General features: G+C 64.1%; 19 protein-coding genes. 4 read left to right on the top strand and 15 right to left on the bottom strand.

The window, feature by feature from the left end; all coding sequences use genetic code 11:
- Positions 1-260: 260 nt before the first annotated feature.
- Positions 261-1,694 (bottom strand): NYN domain-containing protein, encoded by a 1,434-nt coding sequence (locus PQQ96_RS08300; protein WP_408290701.1) that lies wholly within the window; start codon positions 1,692-1,694, stop codon positions 261-263.
- Positions 1,695-1,850: 156 nt separating this feature from the next.
- A complete protein-coding gene (clpP, locus tag PQQ96_RS08295; protein WP_408290699.1) occupies positions 1,851-2,507 on the bottom strand; it encodes an ATP-dependent Clp endopeptidase proteolytic subunit ClpP in 657 nt (218 codons plus the stop codon).
- 198 nt (positions 2,508-2,705) lie between these two features.
- Between clpP and PQQ96_RS08290 the strand changes: the two genes are divergently transcribed.
- Entirely contained in the window at positions 2,706-3,680 is a 975-nt protein-coding gene (locus PQQ96_RS08290; RefSeq protein WP_408290697.1) for a sigma-70 family RNA polymerase sigma factor, read from the top strand.
- On the opposite strand, the gene PQQ96_RS08285 is transcribed toward PQQ96_RS08290, so the two are convergent.
- The 3 genes from PQQ96_RS08285 to PQQ96_RS08275 form a co-directional block, all read right to left on the bottom strand.
- Positions 3,636-4,910 (bottom strand): EAL domain-containing protein, encoded by a 1,275-nt coding sequence (locus tag PQQ96_RS08285; RefSeq protein ID WP_408290854.1) that lies wholly within the window; start codon positions 4,908-4,910, stop codon positions 3,636-3,638. The genes PQQ96_RS08290 and PQQ96_RS08285 overlap by 45 nt on opposite strands.
- A 386-nt stretch (positions 4,911-5,296) precedes the next feature.
- Entirely contained in the window at positions 5,297-6,772 is a 1,476-nt protein-coding gene (gene mdtD / locus PQQ96_RS08280; RefSeq protein WP_408290695.1) for a multidrug transporter subunit MdtD, read from the bottom strand.
- 117 nt (positions 6,773-6,889) lie between these two features.
- On the bottom strand, positions 6,890-8,308 hold the full coding sequence (locus tag PQQ96_RS08275) for an aminotransferase-like domain-containing protein (RefSeq protein ID WP_408290693.1): 1,419 nt from the start codon (positions 8,306-8,308) through the stop codon (positions 6,890-6,892).
- A gap of 201 nt (positions 8,309-8,509) precedes the next feature.
- On the opposite strand from PQQ96_RS08275, the gene PQQ96_RS08270 reads away from it, so the two are divergent.
- Positions 8,510-8,815, top strand: coding sequence for a DUF2917 domain-containing protein (locus PQQ96_RS08270; protein ID WP_408290691.1), 306 nt, complete (start codon positions 8,510-8,512; stop codon positions 8,813-8,815).
- A 69-nt stretch (positions 8,816-8,884) separates the two neighbouring features.
- Here PQQ96_RS08270 and PQQ96_RS08265 read toward each other — a convergent pair whose 3' ends face one another.
- Complete coding sequence (locus PQQ96_RS08265; protein WP_408290690.1) at positions 8,885-10,120, bottom strand: citrate/2-methylcitrate synthase; 1,236 nt, start codon at positions 10,118-10,120, stop codon at positions 8,885-8,887.
- A gap of 126 nt (positions 10,121-10,246) precedes the next feature.
- Here PQQ96_RS08265 and PQQ96_RS08260 point away from each other — a divergent pair, with 126 nt between their 5' ends.
- Positions 10,247-11,638 (top strand): CoA transferase, encoded by a 1,392-nt coding sequence (locus PQQ96_RS08260; RefSeq protein ID WP_408290852.1) that lies wholly within the window; start codon positions 10,247-10,249, stop codon positions 11,636-11,638.
- An 85-nt stretch (positions 11,639-11,723) separates the two neighbouring features.
- Here the strand turns inward: PQQ96_RS08260 and PQQ96_RS08255 are convergent, their stop codons facing one another.
- On the bottom strand, positions 11,724-12,470 hold the full coding sequence (locus PQQ96_RS08255; protein ID WP_074282400.1) for a GntR family transcriptional regulator: 747 nt from the start codon (positions 12,468-12,470) through the stop codon (positions 11,724-11,726).
- Positions 12,471-12,688: 218 nt separating this feature from the next.
- Here PQQ96_RS08255 and PQQ96_RS08250 point away from each other — a divergent pair, with 218 nt between their 5' ends.
- Positions 12,689-13,534: an aldo/keto reductase gene (locus tag PQQ96_RS08250; protein WP_408290688.1), complete on the top strand. Its 846-nt coding sequence runs from the start codon at positions 12,689-12,691 to the stop codon at positions 13,532-13,534.
- An 84-nt stretch (positions 13,535-13,618) separates the two neighbouring features.
- Here PQQ96_RS08250 and PQQ96_RS08245 read toward each other — a convergent pair whose 3' ends face one another.
- The 8 genes from PQQ96_RS08245 to fusA all read right to left on the bottom strand — a co-directional run bounded on the left by PQQ96_RS08245 (position 13,619) and on the right by fusA (position 24,715).
- Positions 13,619-14,125: a hypothetical protein gene (locus PQQ96_RS08245; RefSeq protein WP_408290686.1), complete on the bottom strand. Its 507-nt coding sequence runs from the start codon at positions 14,123-14,125 to the stop codon at positions 13,619-13,621.
- 317 nt (positions 14,126-14,442) lie between these two features.
- Entirely contained in the window at positions 14,443-15,198 is a 756-nt protein-coding gene (locus PQQ96_RS08240) for a hypothetical protein (protein ID WP_408290684.1), read from the bottom strand.
- 440 nt (positions 15,199-15,638) lie between these two features.
- The gene (locus PQQ96_RS08235; protein WP_408290682.1) at positions 15,639-17,810 is read right to left on the bottom strand and encodes an ABC transporter ATP-binding protein; all 2,172 of its coding nucleotides are present in this window, start codon (positions 17,808-17,810) and stop codon (positions 15,639-15,641) included.
- Positions 17,807-18,685, bottom strand: coding sequence for an ABC transporter permease (locus PQQ96_RS08230; protein ID WP_408290680.1), 879 nt, complete (start codon positions 18,683-18,685; stop codon positions 17,807-17,809). The genes PQQ96_RS08235 and PQQ96_RS08230 overlap by 4 nt, the downstream gene beginning before the upstream one ends.
- Positions 18,682-19,692 carry an ABC transporter permease gene (locus PQQ96_RS08225; protein ID WP_408290678.1) on the bottom strand — a complete coding sequence of 337 codons (1,011 nt, stop codon included), beginning with the start codon at positions 19,690-19,692 and terminating at the stop codon, positions 18,682-18,684. Before PQQ96_RS08225 ends, PQQ96_RS08230 begins: the two co-directional genes overlap by 4 nt.
- Before the next feature lie 150 nt (positions 19,693-19,842).
- Entirely contained in the window at positions 19,843-21,507 is a 1,665-nt protein-coding gene (locus PQQ96_RS08220; protein WP_408290677.1) for an ABC transporter substrate-binding protein, read from the bottom strand.
- Between the two features lie 384 nt (positions 21,508-21,891).
- Positions 21,892-22,407, bottom strand: coding sequence for a cupin domain-containing protein (locus PQQ96_RS08215; RefSeq protein WP_097390236.1), 516 nt, complete (start codon positions 22,405-22,407; stop codon positions 21,892-21,894).
- A 202-nt stretch (positions 22,408-22,609) separates the two neighbouring features.
- Complete coding sequence (fusA, locus tag PQQ96_RS08210; RefSeq protein ID WP_408290675.1) at positions 22,610-24,715, bottom strand: elongation factor G; 2,106 nt, start codon at positions 24,713-24,715, stop codon at positions 22,610-22,612.
- Positions 24,716-24,916: the final 201 nt, after the last annotated feature.

Below are 24,916 nucleotides of genomic sequence, written 5' to 3'. Positions count from 1 at the left end.
GTGGTGTGTGGTGTGGGAGGGAGCCGTTGCAGGTTTAGCTCAACCGTAGCTGGCCGCTGACGCTAGTTCCTCCTCGTCGCGGCTTGCGCCTCGAACCCGATCAACTGGCAGACAGAGCATGGCTCTGCTGATCGAAAATGGAAAAGCCCCTGTCTGTTACGAGCAGGGGCTTTTCGTTGCCGCTGGGTTTGTGCTGCGGCGCGCAGATTGCTAAGGGCGACACCTGAAGCACTCAGCGCACATCACGCGATGCGAGACGCTTACTCCGCGTCGCTCGTTGCCGCTGTTTTACGCGGCCGGCGAGCACGCGGTGCGGTTTTGCGTGCGGCCTTTTTTGCCGCCACCGGAGCTTCTTCCGCGCTGACGGACGCCGCCGGTGCTTCAGCAGGCGCCGCGATCTCCGGTACCTCATCGATCGTTCGCGGTGTAGCCTTCTTCACTTTCTTCGCGGCTGTTTTGCGCGGTGCGCGTTCCTTGCGGCGCTTGGTTTGAGCAGCGCTTTCTTCCTGCGGCACTTCGTTGCCTACGGTGACCGGTTCAGCGGCAAAGGTCTCCGGTTCTGCCCAAGCCGCTTCCGGCTGTTCGAAAATCGGCTCGCTGACTGACGGCGCTTGCGTCTGCACGTCTTCTGCGTGGGCCTGCACGTGAGCGCCGCGCCCGACTGCCGCGCGCGCTTCCTGAGTGGCGTCCTGCTGGCCACCACGGCCGGGCTTGCGGTTGCTGCGGCCTCTGCGGCGCGACTCGTGCTTGCCGCCCGACCCGGCGACCACCACTTCGGCAACCTGTGCCTCATACAACTGTTCTGCCGATTCGCCCGATTCGGCCGGCTCGTTCACGTTGTCGGCAGCCACGCTTGCAGCATTGCTTCGATAGACATACGCGCCCGACTTCTCGTCGCGGCCGAATTCGAGCAGCCCGCGCGCATGCGCCTCTTCCAGCAGATTGCCGAATGCGCGAAAACCGTAGTACGTCTCGTTGAAATCCGGCTTGCGGCGTTTGATCGCGTTCTTCAGTACCGACGCCCAGATCTTGCCGCTGTCGCCACGCTCGGACGCGAGCGCGTCGAACGTCTGCACCGCAATCTCGACCGCTTTGGTGCGGCGCTTTTCGAGGTCTTCCTTGCTGCGTGACTTTTCCTCGTCGGGCGTCCGTTTGGCCGTTTGCTGCGCGGCCTGTTGCGGGCGGGACGACTCGCGTTTGGCTACCGTGCGCTGACTTTCGCGCACCAGGTCGTCGTAAAAGAAGAATTCGTCGCAGTTCGCGATCAGCAGATCGGAGGTGGATTGCTGCACACCGATGCCGATCACCTGCTTGTTGTTCTCACGCAGCTTCGACACCAGCGGCGAAAAGTCCGAGTCGCCACTGATGATGACGAAGGTATTGACGTGCGATTTCGTGTAGCAGAGGTCGAGCGCGTCGACCACGAGCCGGATGTCGGCCGAATTCTTGCCCGATTGGCGCACGTGTGGAATTTCGATCAGCTCGAAATTAGCCTCGTGCATCGCGCCTTTGAAACTCTTGTAGCGGTCCCAGTCGCAATACGCTTTCTTCACGACAATGCTGCCCTTGAGCAGCAGACGTTCGAGCACCAGTTTGATGTCGAACTTGTCGTACTTCGCGTCGCGCACGCCGAGCGCAACGTTTTCGAAGTCGCAGAATAGCGCCATGCTGACGGTTTCGTTGGATGACGCCATGAATATCTCCATTGAAGCGATCGTCAAATTCGACGAATCGCGACCATGATAGCGATTCCTACGGAGGTGATCAGCTTTTGTGTTCCTGGCGCACCGATGCGGAAGGCAGAAAGCCGTCCGGGGCGAGGGCTTTTTGGGCGACGCCGTCTTGCCGAGCTACAGGTCACGGTGGCGAGCCGGGTCGCCTGGGTCGCTGTGCGCCGCGCGTGTTTCCAGCACCTCGTCGACGAGGCCATACGTTTTGGCGTCGCGAGCCGACATGAAGTTGTCGCGGTCGGTGTCGCGGACGATCTCTTCGATACTGCGCCCGGTGCACTCGGCCATCATCGCGTTGAGGCGTTGGCGTTGGTAGAGCACCTCTCTCGCCTGGATTTCGACGTCGGCCGCGGTACCCTGGCTGCCGCCCGACGGCTGGTGAATCATGATGCGCGCGTTCGGCAGCGCGTACCGTTTGCCGCGCTGGCCGGCGGTCAGCAAAAACGTCCCCATGCTTGCGGCAAAACCGGTGCACAAGGTGGACACCTCGGGCTTGATGAATTGCATCGTGTCGTAGATGGCGAGGCCGTCGTACACCGAACCGCCCGGCGAATTGATGTAAAAAGAAATATCCTTGTCGGGATTCTCGGATTCCAGAAACAGTAATTGGGCGACGATCAGACTGGCCGACTGTTCGTTCACCGGGCCGACCAGAAAGACGATGCGCTCGCGCAGCAGGCGCGAATAAATGTCGTAGGCGCGCTCACCGCGGCCGGACTGTTCGATCACGGTGGGCACGAGGCCCAGGCCGGTGATGGATGAATAGCTGGAATGCATGTTTGCCTCGTTTTAGGCGGCGCGTTGCCGGTAGCCGGGAGTGGTGGCCGATTCGAACAACCGCGCACCCGTCGCGGTTGTTGTTCCTATGACGAGGGGGAGGGCGGCGACGTGACAGGAATATTTTTTCGTTGGACTGTCACATCGGCGGGGGCCCGAGCGTCAAGTTGAGAAGGATGCAGATCTGGAGGTTTACGCATGACGGAACAAGGAATCGACAAGGCATCCAGCTTCGAGGCCGTCCGTGCCCGCCTGCTCGCGCTGGCGTACCGGATGCTCGGCAGCCGCGCCGAAGCGGAAGACGTGGTGCAGGACGTCTGGCTCAAATGGCATCTCGCCGATACGCAAGCGGTGCAGACGCCGGCAGCGTGGCTGACCACGATCACCACGCGAGTGGCTATCGACCGGCTGCGTCACGTGCGGCGCGAACGCGCGTCACAGGCCGCCGGCTGGCTGCCGGAGCCTTGGCTCGACGAGGTGGCGCCGTCGGCGGAGGAACTGGCCTTGCGCGCGGCTGAGATGTCCTACGGTGTGATGCTCCTGCTCGAGCGTCTGAAGCCGGATGAGCGGGCGGCATTCGTGCTGCACGAAGCTTTCGAGTGCGACTACGCGGAAATTGCGAAAATCCTCGACCGTACGCCGGCGAGTTGTCGTCAGATCGTTCACCGGGCCAAGGCGCGTTTGCAGCGCGCGGGTGCGCCGCTGGAACGGGCGGATCCCGCTGCGCATGCGCGGATCGTGGAGCGTTTGCGCACCGCGCTGGAGGCACAGGATCGGGCGGGCTTGCTGCGCCTGTTTAGCGACGCGCCGGAAGTCGTCAGCGACGCACCGGTGTGCACGCAAGAACTGGCGCCCGTGGCCTGGATGGAGACGGTGACAGCGCTCGCGCATCAGGCGAGCCATGCAGAGGTGGTGTCGGTCGAAGGCGCAAGGTGTATTGCGTTGCTCTTCGAAGGCGAGGTGGTCGGGGTGATCGACGTGTCGACGCAAAGTCTGGCGGACGGTTCCGTGAAGATCGTCTCGTTGCGCGCGGTCACCAGCGCGGTGCGTTTGCAGGCAGCGAACCGCCTGCTGGGTCGCGCGGCCGTCATGAAACTGCTCGCGCGGATTCAGCAGAACACCCTTGCCTCAATTACGATGCGCAGCGACTTCCCAGTTGATGTCGACGCATAGCACCTGCGTGCCGTGCGGCGTATGCGCGGCGATCGAGGCCGTCACGCACAGGTGCGCCTCGTTGATCGACAGGTAGGGTGGCGTGAGGTGCACCTGGCCGGGCACGCGCATGGCCTGAATGAAGTACGGCCGGCGCTCCCAGCTTGCGCCTTCCGAATGCAGCAGCGGCCGGAAGCGCTTGGCGCGTTGCGATGCGCGCCCCGGCGGCAGCACGTTGTCGCCGATTTGCCGGCCCGAACCGTCGAGCACAAAGCAGCGTGCCGTCTCGCCAAGCGTGAGCAGCGGCGCGGTCGCCTGGGCAACGGATTCCCCGGCCACGAGTTGGGCAGCCGCCGTTTCCAGCGCCGTGACATAGGGTGCGAGCCGCGCAGACTGTGCGCGTCCGCGCGCGGCGACCCGTTCGCGTAGCGCAGCGGAGAGCGAGTCCATCAAGCCGGCCGCCGCTTGTGGTTTCACTGGCTCGACGCTCGGGCCCGCGAAGAATGCGCCCTGCACGAAGTCGACGTTGCATTCCAGCGCGATCAACGCGTCGCGCTCGGTGCTCAGGCCGCCCATCAGCACCAGTTGCCCGGATTCGTGCAGCAGCGAGACGAGGCCCGGCAGCACGCGTTCGATATGTGAGTGCTCGCTCGCTTGCGCGAGAATGCAGCGGTCGAGCGTGACGATGTCCGGACGCAGATTCCACACGCGGTCGATATTCGAATGCTTCGCGCCGAAGCCGTCCAGGGCGATCAGGAAGCCGGATTTGCGCAATGCGTCGACGATTTCGGCGAAGCGAGTGGTTTCACCGCCTGCCTGTTCGGACACTTCCAGCACCACCCGTTGCGGCGGGAGACCCAGCGCCTTGAGGCCGGCGAGTAGCGCGTCGCCGTAACTGGTGTCCATCAGCGCCGCCGGGTGCAGGCTCAGGAAAAGCCATTCGTCGTGACTGTCGAATGCATTGAAATTGCCCAGATGCAGCGATTCGGCGAGCCGCCCGAGTTCCAGCAGGTCCCCGCGCCGCGCCGCCTGCGTGAAAACCTCGTGCGACGGCACCTGCAGCGCATGCTCGTCGTGTGCGCGCAGCGAAGCGTGATAACCGATCGCGCGCCGGTGCGACACCGAGAAAACCGGCTGGAACACGCTGAAAACCGTGTAGCCGCCGTACAGGACGGTGCGCCGGGAGCCTTCGTCGCCGGCCATCGGGCGCGGCGGCTGGAAGCCGGGAGGATCGAGTTCGATCATGCTCATCATGTCAGTCGTGTGGAAGTGGCGGCGCGCTTCTCATGCTCGACACGAGTGGGCACGCGCAAAATGTGAGTTTACAGGATAGGTGAGCAAGAACTATGCGCGCGCGGAAACACACTGCGCGTGCCCGGTTACCCCGGTCAATACCGCGATTGTGCGCCAGCGCGGGCGCGAAGGCGATGATTCGCACTTCAGTGGTGCGGTACGCGCCCCGTTGCGGGTCGGCGGCGCAGGCACGGCGGGGAACGGCGAGGAGGCTTGTTGCGGTGACGCCGGGGCGACGGCGAGTCACCGCGAGGCCGCCGCGAAGTTGCGCCCATGTCGCTGCGAAGTCATGGCACCCAGCCCGAGCCAGGTCGCCGCGAGGTCACCGCAGCCCGGCAAATAACTCAGGTCCGTTCCGAAGGATCGGTCTTTTTCGCGGGCGTGCGGATGTCCGGCGACAGTTGCGCGAAGATCCACGACGAGCCCGCGGTGATGATGCCGACACACAGGAACGTCGCATGGAACGCCGGCAGTGAGTTGGCGGCGGTCACGCGCGGCAGGAGGCCGGTGAAGGTCGCGAGCAACGCGCCGGCCACCGTCACGCCGAGACTCATCGACAGCATCTGCACCAGCGAGAACAGACTGTTGCCACTGCTCGCGCCGCCGGTGCCGAGGTCCTTGAGCGTCAACGTGTTCATGGCGGTGAACTGCATCGAGTTGACGCCGCCGAAGAGCGCCAGTTGCACGAGCCGCAGCCACAGCGGCTGGCTGGCGGTGGTGAGAGCGAAGCTCGCCATGGCCAGGCCCACCAGCACCGTGTTGACGATCAGCACGCGCCGGTAGCTGTACTTGACGATCAGCGTCGTGACGAGGCGCTTGGCCGCCATGCCCGCGGCCGCCACCGGCAGCATCATCATGCCGGCTTCGAAGGCGCTATAGCCGAGACTCACCTGCAATAGCAGCGGGATCAGATACGGCATCGCGCCGCTGCCGATCCGCGCAAACAGGTTGCCGAGCAGACCGACGCTGAAGGTGTGGATCTTGAACAGGTCGAGCGAGAAGATCGGTTCGGGCTCGCGCACGGCGTGCAAACCATAGGCGACGAAGCAGGCGAGGCTCAGGATCAGCAGCACCAGCACCGTGGCGTGCTGAATACCGAACTCGGTGCGGCCGTCGAGTGCGAACGAAATCGCCACCATGCCGAAGATCAGCAGCAGATACCCTTTCAGATCGAACTTGCCGGTGTGCTCGTTGCGGCTATCCGGCATGAAGATAAACGTGGCGATGCACCCCACGATGCCCACCGGCACGTTGATCAGGAAGATCCAGTGCCACGACGCGATTTTCACGAGCCAGCCGCCGAGCGTCGGTCCGATCAGCGGTCCGATCAACCCTGGAATCGCCACGAACGACAAAGCCGGCAAATAGCGTTCCGCCGGGAAGGTGCGCAGCACCGCCAGCCGTCCGACGGGCAGCAGCATCGCACCGCCCACGCCTTGCACGATGCGGAAGATCACCAGTTGATTCAACGTATGCGCGTTCGCGCACAGCAACGAACCGACCGCGAACACGAGGATCGCGCTGAAGAACACGAGCCGGGTGCCGAGTTTGTCGGCGAGCCAGCCGGACACCGGGATCATCACGGCCATCGTCAGCGAATAGGCGATCACCACCGATTGCATGCGCAACGGCAACTCGCCGAGGCTCGTCGCCATCGCGGGGAGCGCGGTGTTGACGATGGTCGAGTCGAGCGTCTGCATGAAGAAGCCGGTGGCGACGAGCCACAGCATCACCGTGAGCGACCGGGCCGAAGGAGCCGCAGGCGCTGCAGGAGCCGAAGCGGCGGGGGCGGAAGCAGGCTGGGTCGGCGGTGTGGACATGGAGGGCGGCTAGGCGCGCAGGGACGGGCTGGGACTCGCTATTCTAGGGAAAAGCGCAGCCCGGCGCAGCGGGCACGCCCGCGTGCACGTATCTGGCGCGAAGCCAGGATGAGCCGCTCAGACTGAAGCAGGCAACGCGGCAGCAGCATGGAAGAACGTCCGGGCACGCGGCTCATTGCCGAATGCGGCGTGAATCCTGATCCACGGGCTGACTTCCATGTTCGGCCGGAAATAGCTGCCGGGCAGCACCATCACGCCGAGCGGTGCGCCGCATGCCACCAGCCGTACGGCGTCGTCGATATGCGGCACGCGCGCCCACACGAATTTGCCGCCGACGGGTTTTTCGAACACCTCCCAGCCAGCGTCTTCGAGTGTCTGGATGGTCGAGCCGAGCGCATCGCGCATGCGGCGGCGCAGCCGCTCCAGATATTTGCGGTACGCGCCGCGCTCCAGCAGCGACACGGCGACCGCCTCGGCAAAGCGCGAAGCGCCGAGGCTCGTCAGCATCTTGATGTCGACCAGATCCTTGATGATCGCGTGGCTCGCCACCACGCAGCCGATCCGCAACGACGACGACAGCGTCTTCGACAAGCCGCCCACGTAGATCACATGTTCGAGCTGATCGAGGGTCGCGAGACGGTCCGTGACGTCGGTCTGGAAGTCGGCGTAAATGTCGTCTTCGACGATCGTGAAGCGGTGTTCGCGTGCCAGTTGCAGCAGCCGGAACGCCACGGGCGGCGCGACTGTGGTTCCGGTCGGATTGTGGAACACGGTATTGATGAACATCAGCTTCGGCCGATGCAGTTGCAACTGCGCCTGCAACACGTCGAGATCCGGGCCGGAGCGGGTGCGGGGAATGCCGATCAGCTTCACGCCGTGCAGTTTCAGGAGGCCGTTCAGGTTGTAGTAGCCGGGGTCCTCGACGAAGATCGTGTCGCCGGCTTTGAGCATGTAGCGCATCAGCAGATCGAGCGCCTGGCTCGCGCCGTTGGTGATCAGAATTTGCGAGGTGTCCGCCTGAATGCCCAACTGGCCGATGCGGCCTTGCAGATGTTCGCGCAAGGTCAGGTTGCCGAGCGGGGTTGCGTAATCGACCATGCTCGCCGTGTCGGTGCGCGACACGTGGCGGATCGCCTGCGCGAGGCTATCCACGTCGCGCCAGGCATCGGGAATGAAGCCGCTGCCGAGCTTGAGCATCTCTCCTGGCTCGTTGAACTGCTGGAGGAGGTGGCCCGATTCGTCCTCGGCGCGGCGCGGGTCCGACGTGCCCTGGCAGTGCGTGCTGGCCGGCTGACGGTCGGCCACATAGAAGCCTGAGCCGTGGCGCGAGTCGACATAGCCGAGCGACACCAGCCGGTCGTAAGCCTCGATTACGGGGAAACGGCTCACGCCGTAGTCGGCTGCGAATTGGCGGATCGACGGCAGCTTTGAGCCGGGGTGAGCCGTGCGGGCACGAATCCAGGCGGTGACGCCCGTGACGATCTGCTCGGTGAGCGGTACACCATTGTCCCGATCGAGTTGGATTTCGAGTTTCATGCGGTTCTTTTCCTTCACCGGGCAGCCGGGGCGTCGAACCAACTGTCGGCTCATCGCGCCCTCGTGAAGCGCGACTACCGCCAACTGTCCGTTTTTTCGACTGAACAGTTCCGATGGAAGTGTTCGGAACTGTGCATGGGTATCTGATGATCGCACGTCAATAATCGGTACAACAGGAAAGTTCTTCGAAGGAGAAAAACGATGCGTGAAGTCCGTATTTTCGAAATGGAACATGACGAGCCCGCGGCGGCCTGGCGTGTCGCGCGTCCGTCGATCTTCAAGGCGATCTCGGGCGAGATCTGGGTGACCGTCGAAGGCGAGCGTGGGGATCACTGGCTGGCAACGGGGCAATCGATCGAGTTGCCGCGCGGTGCGGTGGCGTGGGTCAGCGCAGGGCGGGCCGGTGCGCGTTTTGCGCTGGCTAGCGGTTCGGAACGCGCTGCAACGCGGGTACTGCGCGGTTTGCCGGCGTTGAGCTGGCTGCCGCGCTGGCTGGGCGTGGCGTAACGGGACGCTGTGGCTGATGCAGGCACGGCTGCGTACCGTATTCGCTCCGCAGCCGGTCAAGGCCGCGTCTCAACCGGGTGCTTCGTACTCCCCGATATAGCGCGCGCGCGGCCGGATCAACCGGCCGTCGCGCGTCTGTTCCATTGCATGGGCGATCCAGCCCACCACCCGGCCGACCGCGAACAGCGTGAAAGCGGCGCCGGCCGGCAGGCCGAGCACCCGTTCGATGGCCACCAGCGCAAAGTCGACGTTCGGCTCCGCGCCGGTCGTGTCGTGCACCGTGCGCGCGAGCGCATGCAATTCGCCTAGCGGCGAGCGGGCCGGCGCGCAGTCGGCGAGCATCCCGAGCAGCAGACGCGCGCGCGGGTCGCCGTCCGGATACAGCAGATGGCCGAAGCCGGACAACACCGGCCCATGGGAACCGTGTTCGAGGCGGGCGAGCCGGTTCGCCAGGTAGCGATCGAGATCGGGTGCGCGCGACGCTTCATCGAGCAGCGCGGCAATCCGTACTGTCTCGCCACCGTGCCGCGGTCCGGACAATGCGGCCAGACCACCCGCTACAGCCCCGAATAAATGTGTCCCCGTCGACGTGATGCAGCGCACCGTGAAGGTCGACGCATTCAGTTCATGATCCGCGCATGCCACCAGCGCCGCGCGCAGCAGCCCTGCCTGCTGACGGTTGCGCACGTTCCACGCTGAAGCCAACTGCTTGTGCAGTGGTTCGTTCGACGGCGCTGCCGAGATCATCGCCGCGGCCAGCAAGCGCATGACCGCGCAGGCGGTGTCGAGTTGTGCATCGCGACCGAGCGCCCATACCCGCGGCATTTGCGCCGCGGCGGCAGGCAGCAGCACGAGCGCACGGTCGAGCGGCGTGCTGTCGCTCCAGAGCTTGAGCCACGCCGCCCACTGAGCGGCGGCGAACGGGATGGCCGGTGCGTCGGCGATACGCTTCACATTGGATTCCCACAACAACGCCGCGACATCTTCCAGCGATGCCGTGCGCGCCAGTTCCATGGCGTCGTGGCCGCGGTACAGCAGGCGGCCATCGGCCACCAGCGTGATCGACGATTCGAGCACCGGCACGCCCCAGTCCAGCACCTTCTGCGCGACCTTGCCGGCGCGCTTGCCGTCTTCCTTGCGGCGCGCGAGCCGCCGCACTTCGCCGGCGTCGTAGAGCCGGTGCTTGCCTTGGGCATCCGGTGACGAGCTCAGCATGCCGCGGCTGACATACGCATACAGTGTAGGCAGGCTGATGCCGAGCGCGGCGGCGGCTTCGGCAGCGGTCAGGGAGTGGGAGGGTGGCATGGAAACGTGTAGAAACCGAAGAAATCAATATATATTGATTATCATAATCAAGATTGATTGCGGCAAGGCGGAATTCTAGACTCGGTTCACTTTCTTCCCGTTCTGAGATGAAACGACATGAACACCATGACGCCTGAACTCGCTCTCAAACATATCTGGACGACTGCGGAATGCGACCCGACTGCGCTGAGGTCCGTTTCGTTTGCTGGCACCGATCCGGGCTTGCCGTCGGTCTATCGGGTCGGCACGCTGGCCTCGGCGACCATCGCCGCGACCGGCCTCGCGGCAGCCGAATACCACCGCTTGCGCACGGGACACCGGCAACACGTCACGGTAGAGATGCGGCGGGCGCTGGCCTCGTTTCGCAGTGAGCGCTATCTGCGTATCGACGAGGGGGCGCCGCCCGCCTTGCGCGATCCGGTGATGGGTTTCTACGCGACGCGAGACGAGCGCTGGATTCAACTGCACACGAACTTTCCGCATCATCTCGAAGGGGTGCTGAAGGTGCTCGGTTGCGCGAACGACCGTGCGGCGGTAGCCGAGGCGATTCGCGGCTGGGATGGCGCGACGCTTGACCAGACGCTCGCCGAAGCCGGCTTGTGCGCCGCCCTGATTCGCACACCCGATGAGTGGGCCGCGCTCGATCAGGCGAAAGCGATTGCGGGGCTGCCGTTGTTCGAGATCGAGCGTATCGGCGACGCGCCGGTTGAGCCTCCACTGCGAGGTGGTGCGGAGCGGCCGCTGGCGGGTGTGCGGGTGCTGGATTTGTCGCGCATCATTGCCGGACCGGTGGCGGGACGCGCGCTTGCGCAGCATGGCGCTGAGGTATTGATGGTCAACGGCCCGCACTTGCCGAACATTGCGCCGCTGGTGATCGACAACGGGCGCGGCAAACGCTCGGCTGTTGTCGATTTGCGCGATGCTGCGGGGCGGGCAACGCTACGTGGGCTCGCCGGCGGCGCCGATGTGTTTTTGCAGGCCTATCGGCCGGGCGCTCTGACGGCACGCGGGTTTGGTCCCGAGGAACTGGCGCGCGTGCGGCCGGGCATCGTCTATGTCTCCGTTTGCGCTTATGGGCACAAGGGACCTTGGGCCGGGCGGCGCGGCTTCGATAGTCTGGTGCAGTCCGCGAGCGGGATTGCTTTTACCGAGCGCCAGGCGGCGGGATGGGATGAGCCGAAGCATCTGCCTTGTCAGGCGTTGGATCACGCCACGGGGTATCTGGCCGCTTTCGGCGCGATGGCCGCATTGGCGCGGCGTGCCACCGAAGGTGGGAGCTGGCACGTGCGGGTATCGCTCGCGCAGACCGGGCGGTGGCTGCAGTCGTTTGGCTTGCTTCCCGACGGTTGGAAGACGCCCGATGTTTCGCTCGACGATGTGCGGGATTGTTTGGGAACCGTGCAGTCCGAGTTCGGGCAGGTTCTGGGCGTTCTGCCGGCCGAGCGTCTGGAGGAGACGCCTGCCTGTTTTGAGCTGCCACCGGCCCGGATAGGGGCGCACGAGGCGAAATGGGTGTGAAGACTGCTGACCCGTACGGCGTCTGGTTGCTTGCGTACGGCGCCTGTTCGCAGGCGCCGCGAACAGGCGCCGGGCGGGCAGAAAACTACTTCCTCAACTCCGCCACAAAATCATAGTAATCGTTCCGGCAGTAGGTATCGGTCAGTTCGATCGCCCGCTGATCTGCCGTATACCCAACCCGGGTAATCAGCAACAGCGCCTCGTTCGGGGCAATACTCATCTGCTGCGCGATCTCGTCATTCGCGTTCACGGCGCGAAAATGCTGCAGCGCGCGCACAATCGTCAATCCGCGATTTTCCAGGTACGTGTACAAGGAATCGCCAATGGCCTGAGGATCGGGAATCACCGCAGCGGGGAAGGTGGAGTTCTCCACGGCCATCACGATACCGTCGGCGAGGCGTAAGCGGCGCAGCCGGGTCACGGCAGCCGCCGGCGACAGGCCCAGTTGAATCACCTCGTCGCGGTTAGCCGGCGAAATTTCCCGCGACAACCACTTCGAACTCGGCGTAAAACCGCGTCGCCGCAGCATTTCGCTGAAACTCGACAGACGCGACAGCGGATCTTCATAGCGCGGCGTGATGAAGCTGCCTGCACCCTGGGTGCGGCGGATCAATCCCTGTTCGACCAGTAGCGCAATGGCTTTGCGCGAGGTGATCCGCGATACGCCGAGCGCTTCGGACAGCACGCGCTCGGAGGGCAGCGCCTCGCCCGCGTTCCAACGGTTTTCGTGAATCGCAGTGCCGAGCTTGCGAGCGAGTTGCAGGTACAAGGGCGTGTCGTTTTCCGGGTCCGGGCGCAGGTCGCGCCAGCGGTCTTCCGAGGCAGAGGTCATGGGGCTCACGCAAGAAGGGCAAGCGGCAATTCTAAGACATCGGCGCGCTGTGTTATAGCGGGCTTTTGCCTGGTGCCCGATCCGATGCCCGTGCAACCGCTAAACTCGCCCCTATCGTTTCCGTAGCATGCGCCGCGCATTTGCCTGCGCCGGCGCGCCGACGGACTCGCATGACTCTACGCGCACTTCAATCCGTTTAGCCATTTCGAGGAGTAAGCATGACGACCGATATCGCAAGCGTAAGCCTGCCCGACGGCGAACACATTCCGAAACTGGGGCAGGGCACCTGGGAGATGGGCGAACATCCGACGCGCCGCGCCTCGGAACTCGCCGCGCTGCGCTGCGGTATCGACCTGGGCATGACGCTGATCGACACGGCGGAAATGTACGGCGACGGCGCCACCGAATCGCTCGTCGGTGAAGCGCTGGCGGGGCTGCGCGATCAGGTATTTCTCGTCAGCAAGGTGTATCCGCACAACGCCAGCCGGCGCGGTGTGATCGCGGCCTGCGAGCAGAGCCTCAAGCGCCTGAAAACCGATCGGCTCGATCTGTATCTGCTGCACTGGCGTGGCTCGGTGCCGCTCGCGGAAACCGTCGAGGCATTCGAAACATTGCGCAGCGCGGGCAAGATTCGCCACTGGGGCGTCAGCAACTTCGATACCGACGATATGGAAGAGCTCGTCGCCACGCCGGGCGGCGAGGCATGCGCGACCAATCAGATTCTCTATAACGTCGCGCGCCGTGGGCCGGAATTCGACCTGGTGCCGTGGCTCGCCGCGCGCAAGATGCCTGCGATGGCATACAGCCCTGTCGATCACGGGCGCCTGCCGAAGCGCTCGCCGCTCGACGATATCGCCGACGCACGCGGCGTTTCGGTGTTTCAGGTAGCGCTAGCGTGGGTGTTGCAACAGCCCGGCGTGTTCGCGATTCCGAAAGCGGGACGCGTTGAGCATGTGCGCGACAACCATCGGGCGTCGCAACTGCAACTCGACGCTCGTGAACTCGCTGCCATCGACACGTATTTCAAGCCGCCTCGCAGCAAGCGGCCACTCGAAATGCTGTGAGCGTAGGGGTGGCCGTTAGAGCGAACGGCAGCCGGCCTTGCAGCCGGCGCGCTTGCGACACTGCGGCGCGCGGCACCGGCGTCATTAATTGCAACCGTGGTGCATGTGCACGGAACCCAGAACGGCGACTTCAGCGGGCGTGTGCTTGAGCGAATCTTCGTTGACCTGGGCCGCGTCGGCGACGAAATCGTCGACGATCGACGACACCTGCGTATTGCGCAAACACAGCGACACCCGTTGCGTTTCGTTGGGCGGCAGCGACGCGCGCTGACCGAGGAACAACACGCCGTACTGATAGCCGTGGATGATGCCGCGGATCGCGCCAACGCATTGACCCTGCGCGACGTTGTCGTTTTTCTGTTTGCAGGTTTGCGCAAGCGAATAGGCGGAGAAGGTGGGGTCGACCGGCGGCGCGGCTTGCGACAGGGTTGGTGGCTCCGGCTGGGCCGACGTAGCCGGGGCTTGCGCGGGGGTTTGCGGCGCCGTTTGTGCCGCCGTTTGCGCATGAGCGAGCGATGCGAGGCTCAACGCTGCGACCATCAGCAGGCCGGTGGCCGTACGCGCCATGGAGTGGGGGACGTTTCGTTGCATGTTGTGGTGCCCTCATATCGAACGTTGAATCTGATATGAGGCAATCGCTTCGGTTTGGTTCCGGTCACGCACAACGCGGTCGATTGTTTTGATTCAGAACGTGTGCGGGAGCCGCTTGTCAGCGATTCACGATGGTTTGCGCCGTTTTGCCGGGTCGCTGGCGGGCGCTGTCGACGCTGACCGGCCTCGGGCGGTGACGCTCGACCGGGGGATCGAGACATCACCGCCTTCGCCGGGGGACTGCGGACGGGATACAGAAGTATCTCGTTAGCGACGGGTAGGGCGCGGGGGCCCCCTACCCGGGAAGCAGGCAACTGCTAGTGCCCGTTTCCTCCGCCATTGCCACCACCGTTACCGCCGCTACCCTTGCCTCCGTGACCGCCGCTGCTGCCTCCGCCAAAGCCGCCGCCGAACCCGCCACCGAAGCCTCCGCCAAAACCACCACCGGGGCCACTGCCGCAACCGCAGCCGCCGCTGCCGCCACCGAAGCCTCCGCCACCGCCGCTGCTTCCGCCACCGCTGCTGCCACCGCCGCTGCTGCCACCGCCGCTGCTGCCACCGCCGCTGCTTCCGCCACCGCTGCTGCCACCGCCGCTGCTGCCACCGCCGCTGCTACCACCGCCATTACCATTACCCTTACCGCCGCCGCTGCCTGAGCCCGCTGCGCCGCCGAGGCCGCCGGAACCATTGCCGCTCGCACCCGCGCCACTGTTGCCCGCACTTGCCGCGCCGCCGTTGCCGTTACCGCCGGCATGCTGCACGCATCCCCCAACAGTCGTCTTTACGCAATCGCGTGGGCTGAACACAATGGCCGCATCGTCGGCAGCGGTCGGTTCATCGGCTGCGGTGCCGGTGGCCGCTGCGCCTGCCGCCGCACCGTCGTCTTGCGCGAGTTGCGTCGCGCTGTGCGCGTCACTCGCAGGCATGGGTGCATCGGCATGAAAGACCCACTTGGGGATCACATCGGTCGACGCTGAATACGCGACCTGGGTCACCAGCAGAACCACGCCGGCCGCGATCGCCGAACCTCGTATAACCCCGAAGTAGTACTGATTGAATTTTCTGGTTTTCATCACGTCTCTCCCGAGGGAATGCCGACACCTCGTTGCCGCCATTTCCCACGCTTATTCGCCGACGCCGGGCCTGTCTGAATGCGGGCCTCGTCGTCCCCCGAGTCTGTTTTGCGGATGCAAGTCAAATACCATCATTGTCTTCCCGGCTCCGTAGCCGGTGCGCCGATGAGCGCTGCGATGCGCTTCAGCAGATACACACCGGGGCGCGCTTCGTCACGTATCGCTTCTTGCTGCGGCGATTCGCACAAGCGGCGCTCCCGATTCTCTCCCGATCTGTTTGGCTTCGAATGTCTGGAGAGTACTTAGCGATATCCATGCCATTACCCGCAAAGCCTTGCGGCGACGGGCATCGAATAGGGGCGTGCGATGCCCGCGAGGAAAAAACGCATGAAAACGTTTCGGTGATGAAACGCGTGGCCGGAAAGCCGCGTTATTGCGCGTTATTCGTTACGTGCGGCGCCTTCCGGCGCGTTTTCCGGGTCGTTGCCGGAGGCCTTGCCGGCGCTGTCGCGCGAGGCGGCTTGCAACGTGCGCAGTTCGTCGATGGGGATATGGCAGCGGATGCGATGCGTGGACGGCTGCGCAGGGTCACTGCTGCCGGCTTCGAGGAAGGGTGGGTCTTGCTGCTCGCAGATCGCCCCGAGTTTGCGCGGACAGCGCGTTTGAAACACGCAACCGGGCGGCGCCGCCGCCGCGCTCGGCAGATCGCCGGACAGACGTATACGGGCGCGACTGTTGTGGGCGTCGAGCGTCGGCACTGAAGATAGCAGCGCTTCGGTGTAAGGATGGTGTGGTCCGCCGAAGACTGCCGCTGCCGGTCCGATCTCCAGCAGCCGGCCGAGGTACAGCACCGCGATGCGATCCGACAGATAGCGCACCACGTGCAGATCATGCGAGATGAACACGTAGCTCACGCCGCGCTCGCGTTGCAGATCGGCGAGCAGGTTGAGAATCGCGGCCTGCACGGAGACGTCCAGCGCGGAAGTTGGTTCGTCGCAGACCACCACACGCGGCTCACCGGCAAACGCGCGCGCGATCGCCACGCGCTGTTTGAGCCCGCCGGACAACTGGCGCGTGCGTGAGCCGAGATAGCGCTCGGGCAAGCGCACGGCCGCCGTCAAGGTGGCGAGCCGTTCGTCGATCGCGGCGCCACGCAACGCGGTGAGGCGCGACAGCGCACGACCGATCAGCCGCTTTACCGAATGTGCACGATTGAGCGCCGAGTCCGGATTCTGGAACACGATCTGCAGCGACTTGACCTGCTCGTCGTTGCGTCGCGTGACGCGCGCGGCGAGTGGCGTGCCGTCGAGTTCGAGCACGCTGCCCGCATCCGGTGTGAGCAGGCCGAGCATCAGTTTCGCGAGGGTCGTCTTGCCGCTGCCGGATTCGCCGACGAGGCCGAGTGTTTCACCACTGGCGAGATCGATCGAAACGTTGTCGACTGCACGCAGCGCAGCGCCGGAAACGTGGAACGTCTTCGAGAGGTTTTCCGCGCGCAGTACGAGAGCAGGGCGCTCACCGTCACGCAACGCGCCGTCATGCTGGGGCAATGCGTCCGCAGCCGAATGCGGCAGTTCGATCGCGCGTTCGTGGTAATGGCAGCGCGACATCTGATCGCCGTGCGCGGCGCTCACCCGGTACGGCGGCGGCGCTTCATGGCGGCAGCGGTCGTCGGCGAGGCGGCAGCGGTCCGCGTAAATGCAGCCTTGCGTGACCGAGCCCGGCAAGGGCAGGTGACCCGCGATGGTATCGAGCCGCTCGGTGTCCTTGCTGCGCCCCGCGCCCGGCAAGCAGCGCAGCAGTCCAACCGTATAGGGATGACGCGGCCGCGCGAACACATCCTGGGTGGCGCCTTCCTCGACCAGCTTGCCGGCATACAGCACGCCGACGCGCTCGCACATTCGCCCGATCACCGCGAGGTTGTGGCTGATGAACAGCACAGCCGTGCCGAGTTCTTCGCGTAGTTGCGCCACGAGGTCGAGCACTTCGGCTTCGACGGTGGCGTCGAGCCCGGTGGTCGGTTCGTCGAGGATCAGCAAAGCCGGATTCGAGGCGAGCGCCATGGCGATCACCACACGCTGCTGCATGCCGCCCGACAACTGATGCGGATAGCTGTCCATTACTCGTTCGGGTGACGCGATGCGTACGCGCTGCAGGATCTCGACTGTGCGCTGCACCGCTTCGTCACGCGATACGCCGGCCGCTTCGAATGCTTCCGTGACTTGCCGCGCGATCGTCAGTGACGGATTCAACGCGCGCCCGGGATCCTGATAGACCATCGAAATCGCGTTCGCGCGCATCGTGCGTAAAGCGTCGGTGTCGAGCTTCTGCACGTCCTGGCCGGCGATGAGGATTTTGCCCGCCTTCACCTTGCCGTTGCGCGGCAGATAGCGCAGCGCCGCCATCGCGACCGTCGATTTACCGCAGCCCGACTCCCCGACGAGGCCATACGCTTCGCCGCGCCGCACACGAAACGATACGTCCTGGAGTACTTCACGATCGCGCCCCCGCATCCGGTACGTGACCGTCAGGCCGACGACGGTAAGCGCATCCGTGCGATCGCTCTTCGACACGTCGAAGGCGGGGAACGAGGCGGGCGGCGGGCCGTTCATCGGTCGAGCACTCCTTGCACGCTGTCGGCGATCAGATTCACGCCGACCACGAGCGAGGCGATGGCGCCGGCCGCGAACACAACCGTCCACCACGCACCGCCCGCCATCAGCGTGTACGACTCGGACAGCGCGAGCCCCCAGTCGGCGGAAGGCGGTTGAATGCCGAAGCCGAGAAACGATAGCGTCGCGACCGCGAAAATGGCGTATCCGAGCCGCACGGTCGCCTCGACGATAATCGGCGGCAGCACGTTCGGCAGAATCTCCGCGAACATGATGTAGGGCGCACGTTCGCCGCGCAGTTGCGCGGCGGCGACGTAGTCCAGATGCCGTTCGGCGAACACGGCGGCGCGAACCGTACGCGCGGTGATTGGCGTAAAGGTGATGCCGATCACGAGGATCACGGTGAAGTTCGACGCGCCGACGGCGGCCAGCGCGAGCAACGCGACGATGACCAGCGGCAGCGCAAGCACGGCGTCGATTGCCCGTCCCACTACGTTGTCGACCCAACCCTCGAAGTAGCCGACGATCAAGCCGAGGGCCGTGCCCGCCACCGTGCCGAGCAGGGTCGCCAAAGGCGCAATGGTCAGAATGTCGCGCGCGCCGACAATCACGCGCGAGAATACGTCACGGCCGAGTTGATCGGTGCCGAACCAATGCGTGCTGTCGGGCGGCATGAGCGAGTTGAGCGGATCGGATGCATACGGGTCGATTCGCACGATCCATGGCCCGGCGATCGCGCAGACGATCCACCATCCCACGATCAGCACGCCGACCACGAACGTGGGCGAGCGCAGCAGCACGCGCAACTGGTCGAAGCGCGGTTCGGTAGCCGGACGTGGTGTAGGCGGTGCGGCCGGCGGAACGAGGGTGCTCATTCGGCGCTCCTCACTCGCAGCCGCGGATTGAGCAGGACATGCAGCGCATCGGCGACGAGGTTGGCGACCGTGTAGACCACCCCGATCGTCAGCACGCCTGCTTCGAGCATCGGAAAGTCCTTGGCCTTGGCGGCGTTGTAGATCAACGAGCCGATGCCTTGATAGTGGAACAGCGTCTCCACGACCACGAGACCGCCGATCATGTAGCCGAGCTGCGTCGCGGCAACGGTGATGGTCGGCAGCAGTGCATTGCGCAAGACGTGCCGCCAGATCACGGTACGGCGCGGCAAACCTTTGAGGATCGCGGTGCGTGTGTAGTCCGCATCAAGCGCTTCGACGGTGCCCGCGCGCGCCATTCTCGCGATGTAGCCGAAAAACACCAGCACCAGCGGCAGCACCGGCAGAATCAGATATCGCAATTGTTCGAGTGCGCTCGCTTCGGGCGGATACGACGCTTCGATCGGCAACCAACGCAACCATATGCCGAACACCAGAATCAGCACGATCGACGAGACGAACTCCGGCACCACTGTCGCCGACAAACCGGCGATGCTGATCGTGCGATCGAGCCAGCGTCCCGCGTGCATGGCCGACCACACACCGCCCGCAATGCCGAGCGGCACGACGACAACAAACGCGAACAGGCCGAGTTTGGCCGAATGCGCCAGGGCGTCGGCGATAAACGGGCCAACCGGCTCGCGGTACGCATAGGAGAGTCCCATATCGCCGCGCACGAAATGCGAGATCCACTCGACGTATTGCGTCATGAGCGGACGGTCCGCGCCGAGTTGGTGATTGAGCGCGGCGACCGCGCGCGCATCGGCGAGGGGCCCGAGCACCGCGCGGCCGATATCGCCGGGCAGCAGCTGGCCGCCCGCGAACACGATCACCGACAGCAGCCACAGCGTAATCAACGACAAGCCGACCCGCGTTGCCAGAAATCGCACGACGCGTCCCGCGTTGCCGCTCGAGACCGGGGAGGCGGAAGGCGTCACCGTGGTCGACATCGTGATCTCCTGCCGAAGAAGCGCCGTGCGCTCATGCGTTCAATGGCCTTTGCATTCACGGCTTTTGCGCCCACTGCATTTTCGGCCACCGCATTTGCATCCCTCGCATTTTCGTCCAACGCCTTTGCGTTCACCGCATTTGTATCCGCATTACGCGCTCAGCACCGCGCGATCGAAATAGAGTTGCGCGAGCGCGGTGAAGCGCACGCCGTTCACACCCTTGCGCATGGCGATCAGTTGATCGTAGAAGAACGGGATGATCACGGGCGTTTCGTCGAGCAGCAGCGTCTGGATCTGTCCGGAGATTTTCCTCTGCGTGCCCAGGTCGATTGCCGCGACGAACTGCGCGACCAGTTGATCGTACTGCGGGTTCCTGAAGTGCGCCGCGTTCCACGTGCCGGTGCTGGTGAGCGGCGCGTTCAGAAACACGTTCGGCACCCCGCGGTGACCGTAATCGGTGATGCCGAGCGGCGAGTCGAGCCAATCCGATTTGCCCGGCGTGCCTGCGCCGTAGTACAGCGACTGGCTTTCCACTTTCAGATTGATGCGAACGCCAATCGCCTTCGCAGCGTTCTGCACGACCACCGCGAGATCGGGAATCTCCATGTACTTTTCGGTGGTCAGCGTGACGTCGAATCCGTTCGGCACGCCCGCTTGCGCCAGCAGTTGCTTCGCTTTCGCGATGTCGATCCTGCGTTGCGCGACGCCTGCATCGGATGACGGAAACACCGGTGCGAAGGGACTGTCGTTACCAAGTTGGGCGCGGCCCTTGAACAGGCCACGCACCAGCACGTCGCGATCGAGCGACAACGCCAGCGCCTGGCGCACGCGTTTGTCCTTGAACAGCGGATTGTCGTTGCGCATATGAATCTGGCGATGCGCGCTCGACTTCACGCCGACCGCCTTGTAGTCCGGATTGTTCAGAATGCCGGCGCCGCCCTGCACGGTGAAGGTGCCCATCACGTCGGCCTGATGGCCTTGCAAGGCGAGCATTTGTGCCTGTTCGTCGGCGTAGAACGAGAACTGTACGCGTTGCGGTAACGCTTTGTCTCCCCAGTAATCGGGATTGCGCACGAATGACGCGCCGACTTTCGCCTGATACTTTTCGAGCTTGAACGGACCGGTGCCGATAAAGCTCTTTTCATACCCACCCGCATAGTTCGCGGGCAGGATCACGGCGTTGTAATTGTCCGAGGAAACGTAGTAGGGGAAGTTGCCGTTCGGTGCATCGAGATGGAAGGCGACCGTGTGGTCGTCGACTACCTTTGCCCCGCCTTTCGACAGCACGCCCTTGAGCACCGAGAGCGCCGCCGAACCGCTCGCCGGATCGGCGAGGCGATCGAACGTGGCGACGACGTCTTTGGCGGTGAACGCCTGGCCGTCGTGGAACTTGACGTTCGGACGCAGCGTGAAGGTCCACACGTCGCCCTTGTCGTTCGGCTTCCACGACAAGGCCAGCGCCGGCCTCAGCACGAGTTTTTCGCCATCGTCGTCGATCAGGAATTCGCCGGTCTGGTTCAGCAACGCGAGACTTGCGGCATCGGTCACCGTGAGCGGATCGACCGCGCCTGCCGGCGTCAGATGGGCGACGCGGATCGTCTGGTTAGACGGGGCCGCTGCGCCTTGCGCGCGGGCGCGCGGCGCATTCAGAACGCCGCCGCCAACCAGTGACAAACCGATCACGCTCGCATAGCGCAGCAAATCGCGGCGCGTGATGCGGCCGGCGATAAATTCGTCGATAGCGTGGTTGCCGTAGGCGTCGGCGGTGCGGCGGGCTGCGTCGAGTTCGGGAAATCGGTCCGCGGGAGTCTTCATCGATGGAGTGTCCAGTCCGTTCTGCTGTCGGTTCTGAAGGGCCGCGCCGGATGCGCGCGACAGGGCGACTTTATTGCAATGACGAAAAGCTGCAGCACGCTGCAGTGGCGAAAAGCGGTTTCAGTGTAAGCGATTGCCCACCGGTTCGGCGTGCCTGCAGCACGGTCCGGTGCCCGTTTGACGGATAAAAGGGCCGGCGTGTGTCGTCACGACAACGCCCGGTGGGGCTGTCTCGCATGACCCACGCAAATGCACAGGATGCCGCAGCGCGGAACCCGATGTTGTGGCGCCGCCGCCGTGGAAACCTTACCGATCCGCCGTGCAGGGCAAGTTGGATTTACCCGGCACGCGTAGCCGGCTGGTGAGGGCAGGGCGAAGCGAGATTCAGTGGTCGTGCGGATGTTTGTGAATCGGATCGACCCAGAACACGGTTTCCGGGGCTTCGACCGCGTCGATGTTCAGATTCACCACCACCGCTTCATTGTCGCTGCGCACCAGCACGCATTCGAGTGGATCGTCGGTGCTCGCGTTGATTTCCTGATGCGGCACATAGGGCGGCACGAAGATGAAGTCGCCCGGGCCGGCTTCGGCCGTGAACTCCAGATGTTCGCCCCACCGCATGCGTGCCTGGCCGCGTACCACGTAGATCACGCTTTCGAGCGCGCCGTGATGATGCGCGCCGGTCTTGGCATTCGGATGGATCGTCACGGTGCCGGCCCAGATTTTCTGCGCACCGACGCGCGCCGCGTTGATCGCCGCCGCGCGATTCATGCCGGGTGTTTGTGCGGTATTGCTGTCGAGCTGATCGCCCTTGATGACCTTGACGCCGTGTTCGCGCCAGTCGATCGGCGCTGACGGTTGCTCGTCCTTGTAGTGCGGGTGTTCGTGATCCTGGCTCATGGTGTGTCTCCTCGTGGGCAGGCGCCCGGGAGCTGGCCGTGGCGCCGTCTGGCATTTTTGCACGTTCAACAGGGTGTGTGTTGCCGGCGGACCCAGGCGCCGCCGCGGACAAAAAAAGCCCATCCACCGGGGACGGGCTTTTTTCTATTGGCCTTCATTGCAACGCGGGTCGCAGCACATGGCGTGCTGCGACCCGTAGCGCTTACTTCTGCTTCGCGTTGATCACGGCTTCCGCGACGTTGTTCGGCGTTTCAGCGTAGTGCTTGAACTCCATCGTGTAGGTCGCGCGACCTTGCGTGGCTGAACGCAGCGAGGTCGAATAGCCGAACATCTCCGCGAGCGGCACTTCGGCGCGCACCAGCTTGCCACCACCGCCGGCGATGTCTTCCATGCCTTGCACCATGCCGCGACGGCTCGACAGATCGCCCATCACGTTGCCCATGAAGTCTTCCGGCGTTTCCACTTCGACGGCCATCATCGGTTCGAGCAGCACCGGCTTGGCCTTGCGCATCGCGTCCTTGAACGCCATCGAACCGGCCATGCGGAACGCGTTTTCGTTCGAGTCGACATCGTGGTACGAACCGAAGGTCAGCGTCACTTTCACGTCGACCACCGGATAGCCCGCCAGCACGCCGGCCTTCAGTGTTTCCTGAATGCCCTTGTCGACCGCCGGAATGTATTCACGCGGAATCACGCCACCCTTGATCGCGTCGACGAATTCGTAGCCCTTGCCTTGCGCCGACGGTTCGAGCGTGATCACCGCGTGGCCGTACTGGCCGCGGCCGCCCGACTGCTTGACGAACTTGCCTTCAACGTCTTCGACCTTATTGCGCACCGTTTCGCGGTAAGCCACCTGCGGCTTGCCGACGGTCGCCTCGACGCCGAACTCGCGCTTCATCCGGTCGACCAGAATTTCCAGGTGCAACTCGCCCATCCCGGAGATGATGGTCTGGCCGGATTCTTCATCCGTCTGCACGCGGAATGACGGGTCTTCCTGCGCCAGACGATTGAGCGCGATGCCCATCTTTTCCTGGTCGACCTTGGTCTTCGGCTCGACGGCCTGCGAAATCACCGGTTCCGGGAAGATCATCTTTTCAAGAATGATCACATGTTGCGGATCGCACAGCGTGTCGCCCGTGGTCGCTTCTTTCAGGCCGACTGCCGCGGCGATGTCGCCGCAGTAGACTTCCTTGATTTCCTTGCGCTCGTTCGCATGCATCTGCAGGATCCGGCCAAGGCGTTCCTTCTTTTCCTTGGTCGCGTTGTAGACGGTATCGCCCGAGTTCACCACGCCCGAATACACGCGGAAGAAGATCAACTGACCGACGAACGGGTCGGTCATGATCTTGAAGGCGAGCGCGGAGAACGGATCGTCGTCTTTCGGATGACGCTCGATTTCGTTGTCGTGCTCGTCGTGACCGGTAATTGCGGGGATGTCGAGCGGCGACGGCAGATAGTCGATCACCGCGTCGAGCATGGCCTGCACGCCCTTGTTCTTGAACGCGCTGCCGCACAGCATCGGCACGATCTCGTTGGCGATGGTGCGCACACGAATGCCGTGCTTGATTTCCTCTTCGGTTAGCGTCCCGCCGTGCAGGTATTTGTCGAGCAGTTCCTCGCTCGCTTCAGCGGCAGCCTCGACCATCTTGTCGTGCCACTCCTTCGCGGTCGCCTCGAGCTCGGGCGGAATGTCCCGGTACTCGAATTTGATCCCCTGGTTCTCTTCGTCCCAGTAGATCGCCTTCATCTTGACGAGGTCGACCACGCCCTGGAAATGGTCTTCCGCGCCGACCGGAATCTGGATCGGTACGGCGTTGCCCTTCAGGCGATCACCAATCTGCCGCTGCACGCGGAAGAAGTCCGCGCCCACACGGTCCATCTTGTTGACGAACGCAATGCGCGGCACCTTGTACTTGTTCGCCTGACGCCACACGGTTTCGGACTGCGGCTGCACACCACCCACCGAGTCGTACACCATGCACGCGCCGTCGAGCACGCGCATCGAGCGCTCCACTTCAATTGTGAAGTCGACGTGACCCGGGGTGTCGATGATGTTGATCCGGTGTTCCGGATAGTTGCCGGCCATACCCTTCCAGAAAGCAGTCGTGGCAGCCGATGTGATCGTGATGCCGCGCTCCTGCTCCTGTTCCATCCAGTCCATCGTCGCAGCACCGTCGTGAACCTCGCCGATCTTGTGGGTCACGCCTGTATAGAACAGGATGCGTTCGGTGGTGGTGGTTTTGCCGGCGTCGATGTGGGCGCTAATGCCGATATTCCGGTAGCGCTCGATGGGAGTCTTGCGGGGCACGTGAACCTCCTTGAAATGGCGCGCCTGAAACGCTTGCCGGGCGGCAGTCTGTGCTACCCGGGGGAGCCTGGGTGCTGCTTTGCTAAGATTACTAGGATAGCGCGTCGGCCTGTCTTTTGCAGGAATCTTGCCAGCCGCGTGTGACGGCCTGCTGGTAAGGGCTGACGGGGCGCGGCGCGGACCTCTGCCGCGTGGCGCCGC

The sequence above is a fragment of the Paraburkholderia sediminicola genome (assembly GCF_046027825.1).
In the GTDB taxonomy this organism is placed as follows: domain Bacteria; phylum Pseudomonadota; class Gammaproteobacteria; order Burkholderiales; family Burkholderiaceae; genus Paraburkholderia; species Paraburkholderia sediminicola_D.
The sequence above is the reverse complement of the archived record's forward strand: the minus strand, read 5'-3'. Positions and strand labels throughout refer to the sequence as shown.

Coding starts and splice junctions, on each gene's coding strand:
- PQQ96_RS08300 (WP_408290701.1), bottom strand. CDS start 1,694: ATGGCGTCATCCAACGAAACCGTCAGCATGGCGCTATTCTGCGACTTC.
- clpP (WP_408290699.1), bottom strand. CDS start 2,507: ATGCATTCCAGCTATTCATCCATCACCGGCCTGGGCCTCGTGCCCACC.
- PQQ96_RS08290 (WP_408290697.1), top strand. CDS start 2,706: ATGACGGAACAAGGAATCGACAAGGCATCCAGCTTCGAGGCCGTCCGT.
- PQQ96_RS08285 (WP_408290854.1), bottom strand. CDS start 4,910: ATGAGCATGATCGAACTCGATCCTCCCGGCTTCCAGCCGCCGCGCCCG.
- mdtD (WP_408290695.1), bottom strand. CDS start 6,772: ATGTCCACACCGCCGACCCAGCCTGCTTCCGCCCCCGCCGCTTCGGCT.
- PQQ96_RS08275 (WP_408290693.1), bottom strand. CDS start 8,308: ATGAAACTCGAAATCCAACTCGATCGGGACAATGGTGTACCGCTCACC.
- PQQ96_RS08270 (WP_408290691.1), top strand. CDS start 8,510: ATGCGTGAAGTCCGTATTTTCGAAATGGAACATGACGAGCCCGCGGCG.
- PQQ96_RS08265 (WP_408290690.1), bottom strand. CDS start 10,120: ATGCCACCCTCCCACTCCCTGACCGCTGCCGAAGCCGCCGCCGCGCTC.
- PQQ96_RS08260 (WP_408290852.1), top strand. CDS start 10,247: ATGACGCCTGAACTCGCTCTCAAACATATCTGGACGACTGCGGAATGC.
- PQQ96_RS08255 (WP_074282400.1), bottom strand. CDS start 12,470: ATGACCTCTGCCTCGGAAGACCGCTGGCGCGACCTGCGCCCGGACCCG.
- PQQ96_RS08250 (WP_408290688.1), top strand. CDS start 12,689: ATGACGACCGATATCGCAAGCGTAAGCCTGCCCGACGGCGAACACATT.
- PQQ96_RS08245 (WP_408290686.1), bottom strand. CDS start 14,125: ATGCAACGAAACGTCCCCCACTCCATGGCGCGTACGGCCACCGGCCTG.
- PQQ96_RS08240 (WP_408290684.1), bottom strand. CDS start 15,198: ATGAAAACCAGAAAATTCAATCAGTACTACTTCGGGGTTATACGAGGT.
- PQQ96_RS08235 (WP_408290682.1), bottom strand. CDS start 17,810: ATGAACGGCCCGCCGCCCGCCTCGTTCCCCGCCTTCGACGTGTCGAAG.
- PQQ96_RS08230 (WP_408290680.1), bottom strand. CDS start 18,685: ATGAGCACCCTCGTTCCGCCGGCCGCACCGCCTACACCACGTCCGGCT.
- PQQ96_RS08225 (WP_408290678.1), bottom strand. CDS start 19,692: ATGTCGACCACGGTGACGCCTTCCGCCTCCCCGGTCTCGAGCGGCAAC.
- PQQ96_RS08220 (WP_408290677.1), bottom strand. CDS start 21,507: ATGAAGACTCCCGCGGACCGATTTCCCGAACTCGACGCAGCCCGCCGC.
- PQQ96_RS08215 (WP_097390236.1), bottom strand. CDS start 22,407: ATGAGCCAGGATCACGAACACCCGCACTACAAGGACGAGCAACCGTCA.